Here is a 15,857-nt window from a genome sequence, read left to right on the forward strand (position 1 = left end):
ACCGGGCGGGCCGAGGGCACTTCCTGTACAGTCGTCCAGGAAATCGCCCCCTGGGAGGCCGACCGTCATGCACATCGCAGCTCAGGTCCTGGTCGCGCTCGTCGCGCTGATCCACGCCTACTTCCTCGTCCTGGAGATGTTCCTCTGGGACACCGACCGCGGCCGTAAGGTCTTCGGTACGACTCCCGCCTTCTCCCGGGAGAGCGCCACCCTCGCCGCCAACCAGGGCCTCTACAACGGGTTCATGGCCGCCGGTCTGGTCTGGGGACTCATCGCCGCCGACCCTGTTGGCTTCCAGGCGCAGGTCTTCTTCCTGAGCTGCCTGATCGTCGCCGGGGTCTACGGGGCCGCCACCGTGAGCCGGAAGATCCTGTACGTCCAGGCGGTCCCGTCCGCGATCGCCCTCGGCGCCGTCCTGCTCGCGGGCTGAGATCCTGGGCCGATGAGCCCCGCAGTGACCGACGGCAGCGCCGACCCCCGTACCGCACGCACCCGGGCCAAGCTCCGCGTCGCCCTGCTCGCCGCCTGCGAGCACCGGCCACTCGAACAGGTCAGCGTGGCGCAGGTGGTCCGCGGGGCCGGCGTCGGGCGGGCCACCTTCTACCTCCACTACGACGACCTGCACGCCCTTGCGGTGGACGCCTGCGCCGAGGTCGTCACCGAAGCCGTCGACGCCCTGCACGCCTGGGACGGCACACCGCCAGGACCCGACGCACCCCCGGCCCCGCTCGCCGCGCTCCTCGCGTCCGTCCACACCCGGGCCCCCGTCTACCGCAGCCTCCTGCGCGAAGGCGGCGGCGGGCCGCTCGGCGAGCTGCTCCACCGGGAGCTGCGACAGCGCAGCCTCGACGAGCTGTCCGCCCGCCGCCCGGCGGACACCGGACACGACCTCACCGCGAGCGCCGTCGCCGGGATCTTCACCGGCGTCCTCGCCGACTGGGTCCACGGACGCACCACCGCGACGCCCGAACACCTCGCCGACCGGATCTGGCGCATGCTCCTCGCCGTCCACGCCGCCGCCCGTCTCACCCAGAGAGCGCGGTGAACCGGCCCGCCGCCGCCCCTCTAGGGTGATCAGGAGCAGCGCGGAAGTGAACGAGCGAGGAGTGCGACGTGGCGGTACGAGCGGTCCGAGGCGCCGTCCAGCTGGAGCGGGACGAGGCCGGGCACATGGACGAGCGGGTCGGTGAGCTGCTCACGGCCGTCCTGGAACGCAACGAGCTGGTCGCCGACGACCTGATCAGCATCTGGTTCACTGCCACCCCGGACCTGCACAGCGACTTCCCGGCCGCCGCCGCGCGCGGCCTCGGCATCGTCGACGTCCCCCTGATCTGCGCCCAGGAGCTGGACATCGAGGGCGCCATGCCCCGCGTCGTCCGCCTCCTCGCCCACGTCGAGACCTATCTCTCGCGCGCGGAGATCAGCCACGTCTACCTCGGCGCCACCGCCGCCCTGCGCAAGGACATCGCCCAGTGAGAACCGCCCTCGTCATCGGAACCGGACTCGTCGGCACCTCCGCCGCCCTCGCGCTCTCCGGCCGCTCCGTCCACGTCCACCTCGTCGACCACGACCCCGAGTCGGCCCGCACCGCGGCCGCGCTCGGCGCCGGCAGCGACGAGCCGCCGGCCGGCCCGGTCGACCTCGCGGTCATCGCCGTACCGCCCGCCCACACCGCCACCGTCCTGGCCCGGGCCATGCGCGACGGGGTGGCCCGGGGCTACCTGGACGTCGCCAGCGTCAAGGGCGGCCCGCGCCGCGAGCTGGAGGCGATGGGCCTCGACCTCACCCCGTACATCGGTACGCACCCGATGGCGGGCAAGGAGCGTTCGGGGCCGCTCGCCGCCACCGGCGACCTCTTCGAGGGCCGCCCCTGGGTCCTCACCCCGACCCGGGACACCGACACCGAGGTCCTCAACCTCGCGCTGGAGCTGGTCGCGCTCTGCCGGGCCGTCCCCGTGGTCATGGACGCCGACGCCCACGACCGGGCCGTCGCCCTCGTCTCCCACACCCCGCAGCTGATCTCCTCCATGGTGGCCGCGCGGCTGGAGGAGGCCGACGAGACCGCCGTACGCCTGTGCGGCCAGGGCATCCGCGATGTGACCCGGATCGCCGCGTCGGACCCCCGGATGTGGGTGGAGATCCTCTCCGCCAACCCCGGGCCGGTCGCCGACGTGCTGGCCGGGGTCGCCGCCGACCTGGAGGAGACGGTGACCGCGCTGCGCGGCCTGCACTCCGCCGACGAGGAGAAGCGGCGCGCGGGCACCGACGCCATCGAGGACGTCCTGCGCCGGGGCAACGCGGGCCGCGTCCGGGTCCCCGGCAAGCACGGCGCCGCCCCCGCCGCGTACGAGACCGTGGCCGTCCTCATCGGCGACAAGCCGGGCGAGCTCGCCTCGATCTTCGCCGACGCCGGCCGGGCCGGGGTCAACATCGAGGACGTCCGCATCGAGCACGCCACCGGGCAGCAGGCGGGCCTGGTCCAGATCATGGTGGAGCCGAGCGCGGCACCCGTGCTGGCGGCGGCGCTGACCGAGCGCGGCTGGTCGGTCCGCAGCTGAGCCCGGTGGGGGAGAAGCGGCCGGGGTGCCCGGCCGCCACCCCCGTACGGGGACGGAGCCTCCCCCGTACGGGGTACAAGGGCGCGCCCGGCACTCGGTAACCTGGTACAAGGCCGCCCTCAGGCCCGTCCGTCCCCACCCCGTGTACCAGGAAGGTGTCCACCACCGTGGAAACCGCAAGCTCCGCCGTGATCGTCGCCATCGACGGGCCCTCGGGCACCGGAAAGTCGAGCACCTCCAAGGCCGTCGCCGCCAAGCTCGGCCTGAGCTACCTGGACACGGGCGCGCAGTACCGGGCGATCACCTGGTGGATGCTGACCAACGGCATCGACGTGAACAGCCCCGCCGAGATCGCGACCGCGGCCGCCAAGCCCGTGATCATCTCCGGCACCGACCCGACCGGCCCGACGATCACCGTCGACGGCGAGGACGCCTCGGGCCCGATCCGCACCCAGGAGGTCACCTCCAAGGTCAGCGCCGTCAGCGCGGTCCCCGAGGTGCGCACGATCATCACCGAGCTCCAGCGCTCCATCGCCGCGGGCGCCGTGGGCGGCATCGTCGTCGAGGGCCGTGACATCGGCACCACCGTGCTGCCCGACGCCGACCTGAAGATCTTCCTCACCGCCTCCCCGGAGGCCCGCGCCGCCCGCCGCAGCGGTGAGGTCAAGGGCTCCGACCTCGCCGCCACCCGCGAGGCCCTGATCAAGCGGGACGCCGCCGACTCCGGCCGTAAGACCTCCCCCCTCGCCAAGGCGGACGACGCCGTCGAGGTGGACACCACCGACCTGACCCTCCAGCAGGTCATCGAGTGCGTCGTCACCCTCGTCGAGGAGAAGCGGACCGCCGCGTGAGTGACGCCGCGGGGGCGCCCACACTGCGCGGAGCCGCGGTCGGGCGAGGGATCGGCATCGGCCTGATGTACGGGCTGTGGAAGCCGCGCGTGCTCGGCGCGTGGCGCGTGCCCGCCGCCGGACCCGTCATACTCGCGGTGAACCACTCCCACAACATCGACGGACCGATGCTGATGGGGACCGCACCCCGGCCGGTGCACTTCCTGATCAAGAAGGAGGCGTTCGTCGGCCCCCTCGACCCGTTCCTGCACGGGATCGGCCAGATCGAGGTGGACCGTACGACCGTCGACCGCACCGCCATCAGCCACGCGCTGGGCGTCCTGGCCGACGGCGGCGCGCTCGGGATCTTCCCGGAGGGCACCCGGGGCGAGGGCGACTTCGCCTCGCTGCGGGCCGGACTCGCGTACTTCGCGGTACGGGGCGGGGCGCCCATCGTCCCCGTCGCCGTCCTGGGAAGCACCGAGCGCCGCGGACGGTTGATACGGGGGCTGCCCCCGCTGCGCAGCCGGGTCGACGTCGTCTTCGGTGACGCGTTCGACGCGAGCGCCGGCGACGGGCGGCGTACGCGCAAGGCGCTGGACGAGGCGACCCTGCGGATCCAGGCGAAGCTCACCGCCCACCTGGAAAGTGCCAAGCGCCTCACCGGGCGATAGGCCAGACTTGACCTGACTTGAGTAGTGGACGGCGCTGATCGCGGTCCATCGATGATGATGCAAAGAGGAACGGACTTCATGAACGACCAGATTCACTCCGGCGGCTCGGACCACGAGCACGGAGAACTTGGCGATGCCGAGTACGCGGAGTTCATGGAGCTCGCCGCGCAGGAGGGCTTCGACCCCGAAGAGGTCGAGGGCGCCCTCGGTGAGGCCGGTCACGGCCCGCTCCCCGTGCTCGCCATCGTCGGCCGCCCCAACGTCGGCAAGTCGACCCTGGTGAACCGGATCATCGGCCGCCGTGAGGCCGTCGTGCAGGACAAGCCCGGCGTCACCCGCGACCGCGTCAGCTACGAGGCCGAGTGGGCCGGCCGCCGCTTCAAGGTCATGGACACCGGCGGCTGGGAGCAGGACGTGCTGGGCCTCGACGCCTCCGTCGCCGCCCAGGCGGAGTACGCCATCGAGACGGCCGACGCGGTCGTCTTCGTCGTCGACTCCACCGTCGGCGCCACCGACACCGACGAGGCCGTCGTCAAGCTGCTGCGCCGGGCCGGCAAGCCCGTCGTGCTCTGCGCCAACAAGGTCGACGGCCAGAGCGGCGAGGCCGACGCCACCGCCCTGTGGTCGCTCGGCCTCGGCGAGCCCTACCCGGTCTCCTCGCTGCACGGCCGCGGCACCGGCGACATGCTGGACGCCGTCCTCGAAGCCCTCCCCGACGCCCCGGAGCAGAAGTTCGGCACCGCGCTCGGCGGCCCCCGCCGCATCGCGCTGATCGGCCGTCCGAACGTCGGCAAGTCCTCCCTGCTGAACAAGGTCGCGGGCGAGGACCGGGTCGTCGTCAACGAGCAGGCCGGCACCACCCGCGACCCGGTCGACGAGCTGATCAAGCTCGGCGGCATCACCTGGAAGTTCATCGACACGGCCGGCATCCGCCGCCGCGTCCACCTCCAGGAAGGCGCGGACTACTACGCCTCGCTCCGTACGGCGGCCGCCGTGGAGAAGGCCGAGGTCGCCGTCGTCCTGATCGACTCCAGCGAGTCCATCAGCGTCCAGGACCAGCGGATCATCACCATGGCCGTGGAGGCCGGGCGCGCCATCGTCGTCGCCTTCAACAAGTGGGACACCCTCGACGAGGAGCGCCGCTACTACCTGGAGCGCGAGATCGAGACGGAGCTCGCGCAGATCTCCTGGGCCCCCCGGGTCAACGTCTCGGCCCTCACCGGCCGGCACATGGAGAAGCTCGTCCCGGCGATCGAGACCGCGATCGAGGGCTGGGAGACCCGCGTCCCCACCGGCCGGCTGAACGCCTTCCTCGGTGAGATCGTCGCCGCCCACCCGCACCCGATCCGCGGTGGCAAGCAGCCGCGCATCCTGTTCGGCACCCAGGCGGGCACCAAGCCGCCGCGGTTCGTGCTGTTCGCCTCCGGCTTCCTGGAGCACGGCTACCGCCGCTTCGTCGAGCGCCGGCTGCGCGAGGAGTTCGGCTTCGAGGGCACCCCGATCCACATCTCGGTCCGGGTCCGCGAGAAGCGCGGCCGCAACAAGTAGCGCGTACGGGTAGCGCCTACGGGAGAGCCCCGGCACCGATCCGTACGGTGGATCGGTGCCGGGGCTCTCCCGCACCCGCTCTCAGGACTCCCGGGTCCCCGGCGGAAGCGCCGCGGGCCGGGGACGCCCGGCGTGCCGGCCGACCCGCTGCCAGGAGCCGAGGGTGCCGGTGTGCTGGCTCTGGACGCCGCTGCCGGTCCCGGTGTGGCGGCTCTGACCGGCCGGGGAGGAGTGGCTGCCGCCCAGCGGGGCCCGGGTGGCGAACAGCCCGGCGCCGAAGGCCGGGAAGCGGAGGTTCTCCTCACCGCTCCGGTCACCCGGCAACGCCCGGAACGAGCGCCGGTACTCGGAGTACAGCGCGTCGTAGATCGGGGTGGCGGACGTGCCCACCGATGGCTCCTGCGAGGGACGCATGGCAGGAATCTGGCTCTGGTGCTGGCGGGAGGAGTCGTATGAGTGCACGTAGGTGCCAACGACCTCATCGCCCGTCGGATGCGGTCCCGCCGGAGAAAACGCTGTTCGGCGGGGGTGCCCGAGCGGGGCGGGCATGATCAGGTCCCGGCCAGCGGCATGGACGCGGCGACCAGGACCCCGTTGACCGCGGCCTTCTCCAGGGCGTCCCGGAGCAGGTCCTCGCGCGGCTGCTGGCCGATGGTGCCGGCCGGTGCGGCGAAGACGAGGACCGTCTGCGACTTGTTGACCGCGGCCCGCCAGCCGTCGGTCACCTGGAGCGGCTGGTGGGCCTGCCACCAGGCGACCGGGTTGCCTCCGCCGGAGCCCGGCTGCAGCACGGCGTGCAGCTGGCCCACGGCGAGCAGCACCGACCAGCCGGGCAGCGGCGCCGGCAGCGCGGTCAGGTCGGGGGCCGGGTGGAAGCCCTGCTCCAGCAGCAGCTGGAGGAACTCGTCGCCCCCGCTGCCGTCGGTGCCGGGCCGGGCGACCGGTCCGGTCGGTTCGACGACCAGGGCCGGGCGGACATCGTCCTCGATGAGAACGAGACCGCTGGTGATGCCGAGGACGGCCTGTTCGGGCATGCGCCCCTCCGTGTTCTTCTGCTCGCTGCCGGTGATGCTGCGTACCGCGCCCTGGAGCTGGTCCTCCGCGACCTTGACGACCTGCGAGGGGATGCACGTCGCGTGGGCGAACGCGAGTACGGCGGTCTCGTCCCCGATGAACAGCACCGTGCTGGTGCGTTCCTGGTCGGAGTCGCCGGGAGTGCGGCAGGAGGTGCAGTCGTAACTGCCGGGGGTGTCGTCGCCGACGAGCAGCCGGTCGGCTTCGTCGTCGCCGATCTCGGCGCGTACGTCCTGGCTGACGTCGAGCATGCGCGGCACGGGTGGCTCCTCGAACTCGGTGCGTGGGCCGGGGGGTTCCCGGCTCATGAAGAGACAACGCGGGATCCGTGGCCGGGGTCACGCACCGGTGGCGACGGAAGTGAGGACAAGGTCGACAGATCGCTACATCGAGGAGTCGACCTCCGTGCCCCGGAGGCCGGGGCGCCGGGCGCCGGGATATTCGCCGGAAGTTTTCGCCGGACGCAGGCAACCCGCCCGCCTTTCCTTACGTCAAGCACGGAGGGAAAGCGTCGCTGGAACGGGTGGCGGGCAGACGGCCGGACGGTGCACCGGCCGTCCCCGACGTATGCGCGGGATTCCGGTCGGTGACGGTGAAGCGGATTCACGGCTTCCGTAAACCTGCTGGTCAGCCACGGTTCCGGCGGTGCGACGGGAGTATTCGGACACCGCGACGCATTCCCCGGCTGAATCCAGCCGGATTCCGCACGCATTCCGGGGGTGAACCGCCGGGACGTACAGTCGCAAGAGACGGCCAGACCAGGGGGAAACGGCGGCGCCATGCATATTTCATTTCTTCTGCACAACGCGTACGGCATCGGGGGGACGATCCGTACCACCTTCACACTCGCCCGCACCCTCGCCGAACAGCACGACGTCGAGATCGTGTCCGTCTTCCGGCACCGCGAGGCCCCCGCGTTCGGCACGCCCGACGGTGTGACCCTGCGCCACCTCGTCGACACGCGGAAGAAGAGCGCGACGTACGACGGTGACGACGCCGAACACGCCCGGCCCGCAACGGTGTTCCCGCGCGGTGACAGCCGGCACAAGCAGTACAGCAAGCTCACCGACGCCCGGATCGCCGCCCATCTCCAGCGGCTCGACGCCGATGTCGTCGTCGGCACCCGCCCCGGCCTCAACGTCCACATCAGCCGGCAGACCCGCCGGGGCCCGGTACGCGTCGGGCAGGAACACCTCACGCTCGACAACCACGGCTACCGCCTGCGGCGCGAGATCGCCCACCGCTACACGCTGCTCGACGCCCTCACCACCGTCACCCGCGCCGACGCCGAGGACTACCGCAGCCGGATGAAGCTGCCCGGCGTACGGATCGAGGCCATCCCCAACGCCGTTCCCGAGCCCGCCTGTCCGCCCGCGGGCGGCGACCTGAAGTGGGTCGTCGCGGCCGGCCGGCTGCACCGGGTCAAACGGTACGACCTGCTCGTACAGGCCTTCGCCCAGGTCGCCGCGGTCCGCCCGGACTGGCGGCTGCGGATCTACGGCGGTGCGGACGCCTCCGGCGACGAGAAGACCACGCTGCGCGCCCTCATCGACCAACTGGACCTGCACAACCACGTGTTCCTGATGGGCTCCGCCACCCCCCTGGAGGCGGAGTGGCCCAAGGGCTCGATCGCCGCCGTCACTTCGGACCGCGAGTCCTTCGGCATGACCATCGTCGAGGCGATGCGCGGCGGACTGCCGGTCGTGGCCACCGACTGCCCGCACGGACCGGCCGAGATCATCGAGGACGGCACCGACGGCCGGCTCGTGCCGAAGGGCGACACCGACGCGATCGCCGCCGCGCTGCTCCAGCTGATCGAGGACGACGGCCTGCGCCACCGGATGGGCCGCGCCGCGCTGTCCGCGTCGGAGCGCTTCGACCCGGCGCGGATCGCCGAGCGCCACGAGCGCCTGTACACCGAACTGATCGCCCAGGGCGCCCGGCGCCGGGGCCACGGCCCTGTGCGCACCGCGCTGCACCGCACCCGGGGCACCGTGCTCGACGGGGCGTACGCGCTCCGCTACAAGGCCGCCGACGTGCTCCGCAAGGGGAAGACCGCATGACCGCCACCGCCACCACCGTCCGGGCCGACTGCGCCGCCGATCCGGCCGGAGCGCTCACCTTCGACCTGGCCCCCGCCGCCACCGCCCCCGAGGCCGTGCTGCTCCTGCGGCGCCGGGGAGCGGCGGGCACCACGGTCCGGCTCCCGCTGACCAGCACCGCCCCCGGGCGGCTGCGGGCGGTGCTGCCGCCCTCCGCCGACGTACCCGAGGGACGCTGGGACGCGTACGTGGAGGAGCCCGGCTCCGAGCACACCCTGACCGTCCTCCCGGGGCTGCGGGATCTGCGCGCCCTCGTCGACCGCACCCCCGACACCGGCACCGCCACCATCCGCTCCCGCGTCCCCTACCCCACGCTCGACGGCCGCCTCGCCCTGCGCTGCTGGGTCCGCGCCCCGCACGCCGAGGCCGGCGCCATCCGCGTCGGCCCGTCCGGCATGAGCGCCGAGGGCGAGCTCTACGGGGTCGAGGCGGGGGAGGGGGCCGTGGTGGAGGCCCGGCTGCCGGGCGAGCCCGCCCGGGTCCACCGGGTGCCGCTCACCGCCTCCGGGCAGCCAGGCGGCTTCGCCTTCACCCTGCCCTACGCCCCGCTGGCCGAGGGGCCCGTCACCGAGGAGCGGCTCTGGCGGCTGTGGGTGATCCCCTCGCCCGGTGCGAAGGCGGTCAGGATCTCCCGCATCCTCGACGACGTCTGGTCCCGGGAGCACACCTTCGTCTACCCGGGCCGCCCGGTGGCGGACGGTGTCCGCGCCACACCCTGCTACAGCGCGGCGAACGACCTCTGCGTGCGAGTGGTGCCCGCGACCGCCTGATCCGTTCGCGGACAGGTGCTGTCCGCAAGCCCTGGCAGACTCGTCCCCATGTTGGAGACCTCGGCACGACTGCTGCGCCTGCTCTCACTGCTCCAGGCCCACCGGGACTGGTCCGGCGCCGATCTGGCCGAGCGGCTCGGCGTCACCCCGCGCACCGTGCGCCGGGACGTCGACAAGCTGCGCGAGCTCGGCTACCCGGTGAACGCCAGCCCCGGCACCGGCGGCGGCTACCAGCTCGGGGCCGGGGCCGAGCTGCCGCCGCTCCTGCTCGACGACGAGGAGGCCGTCGCGGTCGCCGTGGGGCTGCGCACGGCCGCGGGCCACGGCATCGAGGGCATCGGCGAGACCTCCGTACGCGCCCTGGCCAAGCTGGAGCAGGTGCTGCCGAACCGGCTGCGGCGCCGGGTGAGCGCGCTCGGCGCCTTCACCGTGCCGATGCTGCGCGGGGCGGAGACCGACACCGTCGATCCGGCGCTCCTCACCGAGCTGGCCGCCGCCTGCCGGGACAGCGAGCGGCTCCGCTTCTCCTACCGCTCCCACGGCGGCTCGGACTCCCGCCGGACCGTGGAGCCGCACCGGCTCGTCTGCACCGAGCACCGCTGGTACCTGGTCGCCTGGGACCTGGACCGGGCGGACTGGCGGACCTTCCGGGTGGACCGGATCACCCCGACCCCGCCGCACGGCCCCCGCTTCACCCCCCGGCCACCGCCCGCCGACGACCTGGCCGCCTATGTCTCCCAGGGCGTCTCGGTCTCCGCCTACGCGGCGCGGGCGGTGGTCCTGCTGAAGGCTCCGGTGGCGGAGGCGGCCCAGCGCATCTCGCCCTCCGCCGGGGTGCTGGAGCCCGTCGACGAGCGGACCTGCCGGCTCACCGCGGGGGCGCCCGACCTGGAGGTCCTGGTGATCCATGTGCTGCTCATGGGGATCGACTTCGAGGTGGTCGAGCCGCCCGGCCTCACCGAGGTGATGACCCGGGCCCGGGACCGCCTCGACCGGGCGCTCGACGCATCCGGATCGTGAGATACCGCCCGCCGCCGGCGGAGACGGGGCCCGGGGAGAAAACGTGAGGAAATGTAAGGCAGATATAAGGGCACATGAAATTCAGGTGTCCCGGCCATTCGGGTGAAGCGTCCTGGACGGTAAAAGCGGCAGGTCACCCAGGATGTTTCCGGAGCGTGCGCACGGGCCTCGCCGCAAGGCCGCGCGAGGCCGCCGTCCCTTTCGTATCCGGGCTTCCGGGCGGGCTGTTCGGGTGAATAGGCCGGGATATCCGGGTGTGGGGATTCTGTGACACAAGCGTGACCGTGACGGCACGCGGGGATGCCAGGGGACGGTACGTGAGGATGCCAGAGGGCGGCATGCAGGGATGCCGGAGGGCGGCATGCCGGGGATGCCGGGGCCCGGCCTTCCGTCCTCGTCCGCGGCCGCCTACGGTGAGGGGTATGGCCTCTGAACCGACCCCTCCCGCACAGCCGGACGACGCCCCCGAGTCGTACGTCGGCCTCGGCGCCGACACCGCCGAACAGCAGGCGAGAAGCCGTGGCTGGGACACCGTCCGGGCGGTCCCCCCGGGCACGATCCTGACCATGGAGTTCCGTTCCGGACGGATCAACTTCCAGGTCGAGGACGCCACGGTGACCCGCTGCTGGGTGGGCTGACCCCACACCTTCTCGGTACTTCCGGTACGGCGAAGGCCCCGACCACGTCATGGTCGGGGCCTTCGCCGTACCGAGAAGGTGCGCAGGGCGGCGCGCCCTAGCCGCCCGTCATCGGGCCCGCCTGGGCCGGTTGCGGCCGCTCCGGGCAGACGGTGGGCGCATGGTGGGCCCGTGCCCGGGCCCCGGTCGCCAGGTGCGGGTGCGCGGCGGGAGTGCCCGTGCCGGCCGCGAGGGCCGCGCCCTCGGCGGCGATCGACTGGGGGAGCAGCACCGGCTGCGGGGCGACCCCGGGGGCCCGCACCTGGCGGACCGCCCTGCGCCGCGCGCGCCACTGCTCGCGGACGTCGAAGATCCAGCTCTCCGCCCGGGCGATCAGCGGCTCGAACCAGGGCAGCGCCAGCAGGATGAGCAGCCCCGCCGCCCAGCCCAGCACCACATCGCTGAGCCAGTGCGTGCCGATGTAGACGGTGGTGAGGCCGACGCCCAGCGAGACCGTGGCGGAGACCGCCGACAGATAGCGCCTGGCCCGGGGCGTGGTGGCCAGATAGGCGAGGATTCCCCAGGTCACCACGGCGTTGGCGGTGTGTCCCGAGGGAAATATATCGCCGCCGGCGAACATCTCGGCCGAGCCGATCTGCGTCGCGTAGTGCGGGCCGAGCCGGCCCAGGCCCAGCTTGACCGCGCCCACCGTCACGTTGAGCAGCAGCAGCGAGGTGCCGAGGACCAGCAGCGGCCGGAGCGTGTGCTGACGCCAGGAGCGCCAGCCCAGCCAGCAGGCGACCATCACCGCCGTCGGGCCGCGCTGGCCGAGCACGACGTAGTAGTCGAGGAAGGCGTGCAGTTCGGGCCACTGCTGGTAGGGCCGGAACAGCATGACCTTCCAGTCCAGGGCCACCAGCCAGGACGTCACGAGCACGGCGAAGACGATGGCGAGATAGAACGCCAACGTCCCGCCGAAGAGGGCGGCACGGTGACGGCTCATCCGTGGTGCCACTATCTTCGGCGGTTCCGGCTCCCGGTCCAGGCGGGCAAAGATGTCGGTACGCACCCAATCGACGTTACAGCGAGTGAGTGTGTGTGCAGGCCAATCCGGGCGCTTTGTGATGACGATGTGATGTGGACTTCGTCTCAGAGCGGTTACTTTTTCCGGGCGCGGAGAAGAATCTCCGTGATCTTGCGGTCAATTTCCCCGGGGTTCCGTTCGGAAGCATGTTTGATCTTCCGGGCAATTTCGCACACAGGAATCCGCGGGAATTGATCCGGCCGTCCGGGGCAGGCGCACGCCGTTCCGCGAGGCCCGGCGGCGGGCGGAGCGGAGGGCCGACGGGCGGGACCTCTGTGGCGTACGCCACACTGCGCGGCGGACCGGCGTATGAGGTGGGCCACGTGTGACCTGGCCGAACTCGCGTACGCTGACGGCGCACTCGCCCGTCGATGCCGGGCCCCCGGGAACACGACAGACCACGTCCCCGCCGGTCCACCGAGCGCGAGGAACCCAATCGGGAGGTAGGTAGATGTCCGGGACGACCACGGCCGGAGTCCGGCTGCGCCGAGCCGCCGACGGTGCCAACCGCTGGGTCGTCCTCGTCGTCCTCTGCCTCAGCCTGCTGGTGGTCGCCCTCGACGCGACCGTGCTCCATGTCGCGGTCCCCTCGGTCACCGAGGACCTGCGCCCGAGCGCCACCGGACTCCTCTGGATCGTGGACGCCTACCCCCTCGTCTGCGCCTCGCTGCTCATCCTCTTCGGCACGCTGGGTGACCGGATCGGCAGACGACGGGTGCTGCTGCTGGGCTACGCGCTCTTCGGCGTGGCCTCCCTGCTCGCCGCGACCGCCGACACCCCCGCAGTCCTCATAGCGGCCCGCGCCCTGCTCGGCGTCGGCGGCGCGATGATCATGCCGGCGACCCTGTCGATCCTGCGCCAGGTCTTCCCCGACCGACGGGAGCGGGCGCTCGCCATCGGCGTGTGGACCGCGGTCGCCGCCGTCGGCGCCGCCACCGGACCGGTCGTCGGCGGCTTCCTGGTCGAGCACTTCTGGTGGGGCTCGGTCTTCCTGATCAACATCCCGCTGATGGCGGTCATCCTGCCGCTCGGCCGCTGGCTGCTGCCCGAGTCGCGCGGTGCCGACGACGGCCCGTGGGACGTGCTGGGCGCGCTGACCGCGGCGGCCGGAGTGCTCGGGGTCGTCCTCGGCGTCAAGCGCCTGGGCGGCGGCGCCGGACTCCTGGACCCGGTCGCGCTGGTCCCGCTGGCCCTCGGGCTGGCGCTCCTGACCCTCTTCGTGCGCCGCCAGAAGCGCCGTACGCACCCGCTCATCGACATCGCCATGTTCGCCCGCCCGGCCTTCTCCACCGCCGTCGGCTGCATCGTGCTCGCCATGCTGGCCTTGGTCGGCCTCCAGCTGATCGCCGTCCAGTACCTCCAGCTGGTGCTGGGCCTCAGCCCGCTGGAGACCGGGCTGCGGCTGCTGCCGCTGACCTTCGCCGCGATGGCCGCGGGCGCCACCGGCTCGTACACCCTGCGCCGGGTGGGCCCCCGCAAGATGGTCGGCTGGGGTTTCGTCCTGACGGCCTCCTCCGTGCTACTGCTCACCTCGATGGGCCACCACGACCGGCCCGCCCTGCTGACCTGTGCCTTCGTCCTGCTCGGCTTCGGACTCCAGACGACGCTGTTCGGCGCGTACGAGTCGATGCTCAGCGACGCCCCCGCCGAGCGGGCGGGCGGGGCCGCGGCGATAGGGGAGACCTCCTACCAGCTCGGCGCGGGCCTGGGCATCGCCCTCCTCGGCAGCGTCATGAACGCCGCCTACGCCCCCGGCCTCGCCTCCCTGCGCGACCAGGGCGTTCCCGCCCGCGCGGGCGCCGAGGCCTCCCACTCGCTGGGCGAGGCCTACCAGGTGGCCGCGCAGCTCGGCGGCCCGACGGGCGAGCTGCTGCGCTCCACGGCCCGGCACGCCTTCGTCGGCGGGCTGCACATCACGCTCTTCGTCAGCGCGGGTCTGCTGCTGCTCGGCGCGCTCGCCGCGCTGCGGCTGCCGAGGGCGATGGACTGTCCGCCCAAGGAGGTCTGCCTCCTGGGCGAGCGCCCGGCCGCCGAGCCCGGGACCGCCGCCGACCGCCCGGACGCCGAGGTCCCTGCCACCGAGGCCCCCGCCACCGAGGCCCCCGCCACCGAGCCCCGGACCGCCGCCGTCCCGGCCCCCGCTCCCGAGCGTTCGGCCCCGCGCCTCAGGCTCCCCGCGCGGCGCGAACCGGCCGAGGCGACCGGCTCTGGACGAGCGGCACGCTGAGCCGTAACGTCTCCACGACGTTTCGACTACCACTGCTAGTTTTCGGAGGGCCGCGGCCGACCCCGCCCCCTCCGGACCCCGTGCGAGCCGCCGGAGGCACCCACATGACCAGCACCGAGTCCGCCGCGAAGCCGTCGAAGCTCCCGCCGTTCGACGCCGCCGACCCCCTCGGCATCGACGATCTGCTCGGCCCCGACGACCTGGCGATCCGCGACACCGTCCGCACCTGGGCCGCCGACCGGGTCCTGCCGCACATCGCCGAGTGGTACGAGAAGGGGGAGCTGCCCGGCATCCGGGAGCTGGCCCGGGAGCTCGGCGCGCTGGGCGCGCTCGGCATGTCGCTGGACGGCTACGGCTGCGCCGGGGCGAGCGCCGTCCAGTACGGGCTGGCCTGCCTGGAGCTGGAGGCCGCCGACTCCGGGATCCGCTCGCTCGTCTCCGTACAGGGGTCGCTCGCCATGTACGCGATCCACCGCTTCGGCTCCGAGGAGCAGAAGCAGCGGTGGCTGCCCGGTATGGCGGCCGGCGAGATCATCGGCTGCTTCGGGCTGACCGAGCCCGACCACGGCTCCGACCCGGCCGGGATGCGGACGTACGCCAAGCGCGACGGTGAGGACTGGGTCCTCACCGGGCGCAAGATGTGGATCACCAACGGCTCGGTCGCCGGGGTCGCGATCGTCTGGGCCCAGACCGACGAGGGCGACGAGGGCCGGGGCATCCGCGGCTTCGTCGTACCGACCGACACCCCCGGCTTCTCGGCGCCGGAGATCCACCACAAGTGGTCGCTGCGCGCCTCGGTCACCAGCGAGCTGGTCATGGACGGCGTCCGGCTCCCCGCCGACGCGGTGCTTCCGGACGCGAAGGGGCTGCGCGGCCCGCTCAGCTGTCTGAGCCATGCGCGGTACGGAATCGTCTGGGGCGCCATGGGCGCGGCGCGGGCCAGCTTCGAGTCGGCCCTCGACTACGCGAGGACCCGGGAACAGTTCGGCCGTCCCATCGGCGGCTTCCAGCTCACCCAGGCCAAGCTGGCGGACATGGCCGTGGAGCTGCACAAAGGCATCCTGCTCGCCCACCATCTGGGCCGCCGCATGGACGCGGGGCGGCTCCGCCCCGAGCAGGTCAGTTTCGGCAAGCTCAACAACGTGCGGGAGGCCATCGAGATCTGCCGTACCTCGCGCACGATCCTCGGTGCCAACGGGATCTCGCTGGAGTACCCGGTGATGCGGCACGCGACGAACCTGGAGTCGGTGCTCACGTACGAGGGCACCGTGGAGATGCACCAGCTGGTGCTGGGCAAGGCGCTCACCGGTCTCGACGCCTTCCGGTGACCACGGCCCGTCCGAGGGGACGCGC

General features: G+C 72.7%; 16 protein-coding genes. 13 read left to right on the forward strand and 3 right to left on the reverse strand.

Annotated features, from left to right (window positions below; genetic code table 11):
* Positions 1 to 67 precede the first annotated feature (67 nt).
* The 7 genes from R2B67_RS29755 (at position 68) to der (ending at position 5,610) form a co-directional block, all read left to right on the forward strand.
* The gene (locus tag R2B67_RS29755; RefSeq protein WP_317822327.1) at positions 68 to 430 is read left to right on the forward strand and encodes a DUF1304 domain-containing protein; all 363 of its coding nucleotides are present in this window, start codon (positions 68 to 70) and stop codon (positions 428 to 430) included.
* Positions 431 to 442: 12 nt separating this feature from the next.
* Positions 443 to 1,045 carry a TetR/AcrR family transcriptional regulator gene (locus tag R2B67_RS29760; protein WP_317822328.1) on the forward strand — a complete coding sequence of 201 codons (603 nt, stop codon included), beginning with the start codon at positions 443 to 445 and terminating at the stop codon, positions 1,043 to 1,045.
* Between the two features lie 68 nt (positions 1,046 to 1,113).
* Positions 1,114 to 1,476 carry a chorismate mutase gene (gene aroH / locus R2B67_RS29765; RefSeq protein WP_018515490.1) on the forward strand — a complete coding sequence of 121 codons (363 nt, stop codon included), beginning with the start codon at positions 1,114 to 1,116 and terminating at the stop codon, positions 1,474 to 1,476.
* The gene (locus R2B67_RS29770) at positions 1,473 to 2,558 is read left to right on the forward strand and encodes a prephenate dehydrogenase (RefSeq protein WP_317822329.1); all 1,086 of its coding nucleotides are present in this window, start codon (positions 1,473 to 1,475) and stop codon (positions 2,556 to 2,558) included. The genes aroH and R2B67_RS29770 overlap by 4 nt, the downstream gene beginning before the upstream one ends.
* Positions 2,559 to 2,713: 155 nt before the next feature.
* Positions 2,714 to 3,409, forward strand: coding sequence for a (d)CMP kinase (gene cmk / locus R2B67_RS29775; protein WP_018515488.1), 696 nt, complete (start codon positions 2,714 to 2,716; stop codon positions 3,407 to 3,409).
* A complete protein-coding gene (locus tag R2B67_RS29780; RefSeq protein WP_317822331.1) occupies positions 3,406 to 4,062 on the forward strand; it encodes a lysophospholipid acyltransferase family protein in 657 nt (218 codons plus the stop codon). Before cmk ends, R2B67_RS29780 begins: the two co-directional genes overlap by 4 nt.
* A 78-nt stretch (positions 4,063 to 4,140) precedes the next feature.
* The gene (gene der, locus R2B67_RS29785; protein WP_237325169.1) at positions 4,141 to 5,610 is read left to right on the forward strand and encodes a ribosome biogenesis GTPase Der; all 1,470 of its coding nucleotides are present in this window, start codon (positions 4,141 to 4,143) and stop codon (positions 5,608 to 5,610) included.
* Positions 5,611 to 5,691: 81 nt separating this feature from the next.
* Here der and R2B67_RS29790 read toward each other — a convergent pair whose 3' ends face one another.
* Complete coding sequence (locus R2B67_RS29790) at positions 5,692 to 6,024, reverse strand: hypothetical protein (protein WP_317822332.1); 333 nt, start codon at positions 6,022 to 6,024, stop codon at positions 5,692 to 5,694.
* A gap of 137 nt (positions 6,025 to 6,161) precedes the next feature.
* The gene (locus R2B67_RS29795; protein WP_026242105.1) at positions 6,162 to 6,944 is read right to left on the reverse strand and encodes a DUF8842 C-terminal domain-containing protein; all 783 of its coding nucleotides are present in this window, start codon (positions 6,942 to 6,944) and stop codon (positions 6,162 to 6,164) included.
* A gap of 519 nt (positions 6,945 to 7,463) precedes the next feature.
* Here R2B67_RS29795 and R2B67_RS29800 point away from each other — a divergent pair.
* The 4 genes from R2B67_RS29800 to R2B67_RS29815 all read left to right on the forward strand — a co-directional run bounded on the left by R2B67_RS29800 (position 7,464) and on the right by R2B67_RS29815 (position 11,214).
* The gene (locus tag R2B67_RS29800) at positions 7,464 to 8,747 is read left to right on the forward strand and encodes a glycosyltransferase family 4 protein (RefSeq protein ID WP_317822334.1); all 1,284 of its coding nucleotides are present in this window, start codon (positions 7,464 to 7,466) and stop codon (positions 8,745 to 8,747) included.
* Entirely contained in the window at positions 8,744 to 9,556 is an 813-nt protein-coding gene (locus tag R2B67_RS29805; RefSeq protein WP_317822336.1) for a transferase, read from the forward strand. The genes R2B67_RS29800 and R2B67_RS29805 overlap by 4 nt, the downstream gene beginning before the upstream one ends.
* A gap of 48 nt (positions 9,557 to 9,604) precedes the next feature.
* Entirely contained in the window at positions 9,605 to 10,576 is a 972-nt protein-coding gene (locus R2B67_RS29810) for a helix-turn-helix transcriptional regulator (protein ID WP_076967931.1), read from the forward strand.
* 422 nt (positions 10,577 to 10,998) lie between these two features.
* Entirely contained in the window at positions 10,999 to 11,214 is a 216-nt protein-coding gene (locus tag R2B67_RS29815) for an I78 family peptidase inhibitor (RefSeq protein ID WP_018515480.1), read from the forward strand.
* Positions 11,215 to 11,311: 97 nt separating this feature from the next.
* Here the strand turns inward: R2B67_RS29815 and R2B67_RS29820 are convergent, their stop codons facing one another.
* Entirely contained in the window at positions 11,312 to 12,262 is a 951-nt protein-coding gene (locus R2B67_RS29820) for a phosphatase PAP2 family protein (RefSeq protein WP_317822339.1), read from the reverse strand.
* A 466-nt stretch (positions 12,263 to 12,728) separates the two neighbouring features.
* Between R2B67_RS29820 and R2B67_RS29825 the strand changes: the two genes are divergently transcribed.
* Positions 12,729 to 14,504, forward strand: coding sequence for an MFS transporter (locus R2B67_RS29825; protein WP_317822341.1), 1,776 nt, complete (start codon positions 12,729 to 12,731; stop codon positions 14,502 to 14,504).
* A gap of 104 nt (positions 14,505 to 14,608) precedes the next feature.
* Positions 14,609 to 15,832, forward strand: a complete 1,224-nt coding sequence (locus R2B67_RS29830; RefSeq protein WP_317822343.1) for an acyl-CoA dehydrogenase family protein — start codon at positions 14,609 to 14,611, stop codon at positions 15,830 to 15,832.
* Positions 15,833 to 15,857: the final 25 nt, after the last annotated feature.

It is taken from the genome of Streptomyces cyaneofuscatus (assembly GCF_033109485.1).
Taxonomy (GTDB): domain Bacteria; phylum Actinomycetota; class Actinomycetes; order Streptomycetales; family Streptomycetaceae; genus Streptomyces; species Streptomyces cyaneofuscatus.

Excerpts from the sequence above, each read along its gene's own strand:
- R2B67_RS29760 (WP_317822328.1), top strand. The coding sequence starts at position 443 with ATGAGCCCCGCAGTGACCGACGGCAGCGCCGACCCCCGTACCGCACGC.
- R2B67_RS29805 (WP_317822336.1), top strand. The coding sequence starts at position 8,744 with ATGACCGCCACCGCCACCACCGTCCGGGCCGACTGCGCCGCCGATCCG.
- R2B67_RS29800 (WP_317822334.1), top strand. The coding sequence starts at position 7,464 with ATGCATATTTCATTTCTTCTGCACAACGCGTACGGCATCGGGGGGACG.
- R2B67_RS29825 (WP_317822341.1), top strand. The coding sequence starts at position 12,729 with ATGTCCGGGACGACCACGGCCGGAGTCCGGCTGCGCCGAGCCGCCGAC.
- R2B67_RS29810 (WP_076967931.1), top strand. The coding sequence starts at position 9,605 with ATGTTGGAGACCTCGGCACGACTGCTGCGCCTGCTCTCACTGCTCCAG.
- R2B67_RS29815 (WP_018515480.1), top strand. The coding sequence starts at position 10,999 with ATGGCCTCTGAACCGACCCCTCCCGCACAGCCGGACGACGCCCCCGAG.
- R2B67_RS29755 (WP_317822327.1), top strand. The coding sequence starts at position 68 with ATGCACATCGCAGCTCAGGTCCTGGTCGCGCTCGTCGCGCTGATCCAC.
- der (WP_237325169.1), top strand. The coding sequence starts at position 4,141 with ATGAACGACCAGATTCACTCCGGCGGCTCGGACCACGAGCACGGAGAA.
- R2B67_RS29790 (WP_317822332.1), bottom strand. The coding sequence starts at position 6,024 with ATGCGTCCCTCGCAGGAGCCATCGGTGGGCACGTCCGCCACCCCGATC.
- R2B67_RS29830 (WP_317822343.1), top strand. The coding sequence starts at position 14,609 with ATGACCAGCACCGAGTCCGCCGCGAAGCCGTCGAAGCTCCCGCCGTTC.